Origin of the sequence: Aeromonas sp. S11(2024) (assembly GCF_041402345.1) — a bacterium.
Classification (GTDB): domain Bacteria; phylum Pseudomonadota; class Gammaproteobacteria; order Enterobacterales; family Aeromonadaceae; genus Aeromonas; species Aeromonas veronii.
This window is the reverse complement of sequence record NZ_JBGLRC010000060.1, coordinates 1-1,198: the sequence shown is the minus strand read 5'-3', so window position 1 is coordinate 1,198 and position 1,198 is coordinate 1. Positions and strand designations below refer to the sequence as shown.

Below are 1,198 nucleotides of genomic sequence, written 5' to 3'. Positions count from 1 at the left end.
TGTACAGTTCTAGTTATCACCTGACACCGGCCTCAAACCGGTGTCTTGTTTACGCTACTTTAGTGCGCACTTCCTTAGGTATCAATTTCAGACCCTTCTTGAACATGCTGTCGGGGGTTTGACCCTCCATCATCCTGCCTTGATGTGGCCGCTGGGTGTTGTAGTGCTCCAGGTAGCTATCCAGGTCTGTCTGCATCTGCTCTACCGACTCATACCAGGTCGTCCTCCCCTTGATACGAAAGTGTTCATCCAGCAGTGTGCGATGCAGCCGTTCGATAAAGCCGTTGCTCTGCGGCCTGCGTACCTTGGTTGTCCGGTGCTCAATCCCCTCCAGTTGCAGGAACAGCTCGTAGGGATGGTGGTCTGGGCGCCCACAGAACTCGCGCCCGTTGTCCGACAGGATGGTATAGACCCGAGCCTCATGGGCTTCGAAGAACGGCAGCACCGTTTCATTGAGCACATGAACCGAGGTCACTGGCAGCTTGCTGGTGTAGAGCCGTCCCCAGGCGTGGCGACTGTAGCAGTCCAGCACTGTTTGCAGATACACCTTACCAACCCCCTTGAGCGCGCCGACGAAGAAGGTGTCGACAGCCACCAATTCCCCGGTGTAGTGGACCTCAATCTGACGTTCGCGAAACTCGGGGCTGAAGCGCTCTAACAGGCGAATTTGCTCGTCATTGAGCTCAATGGTCTGCTCCCGGTGCGTTTTCTCGAGGCGCAACAAGCGGTCGTGTTTGGAGAGCAAGTCGTGACGTTGCCACACGCCACGCACGCCGCCGGCACTGACATTGATGCCTTGCAGAGCCAGTTCTTGGGCGACCCGCAGTGGGCCATGAGTTGGTCTGGTGAGGGAGTAATCGAGGATGGCCTGTTCAATCTCGGGCGCAACCCGATTGGGATGAGCCCCTTTACAGCCGGGCAATTTGTCGAGCAAGCCCTCGGCGCCATAGGTCTGGTAATTACGGCGAATTTCGTAGAACTGCTGACGACTGTAGCCGATGAGCTTGCAGGCTTTGCTGACATTATTGAGCTCTTTGGCAAGCTCTAGCAGGCTGAGTTTGCGACGTGCTACTTTCTCGTTGGTGGTCATACGGTGACTCCAGATAACACGGTAGGGGTACCGTTTTGTTATCCGGTTTGAAGCCGTATGACCACTCCCTTTTGTGGGCAACTGTCAGGTGAATACCATCTCCATACA

General features: G+C 55.5%; 1 protein-coding gene. It reads right to left on the bottom strand.

Annotated elements, in window-relative coordinates:
* Window positions 1-49 precede the first annotated feature (49 nt).
* The gene (locus ACB040_RS20710; protein WP_371156326.1) at window positions 50-1,090 is read right to left on the bottom strand and encodes an IS481-like element ISAs19 family transposase; all 1,041 of its coding nucleotides are present in this window, start codon (window positions 1,088-1,090) and stop codon (window positions 50-52) included.
* Window positions 1,091-1,198 lie beyond the last annotated feature (108 nt).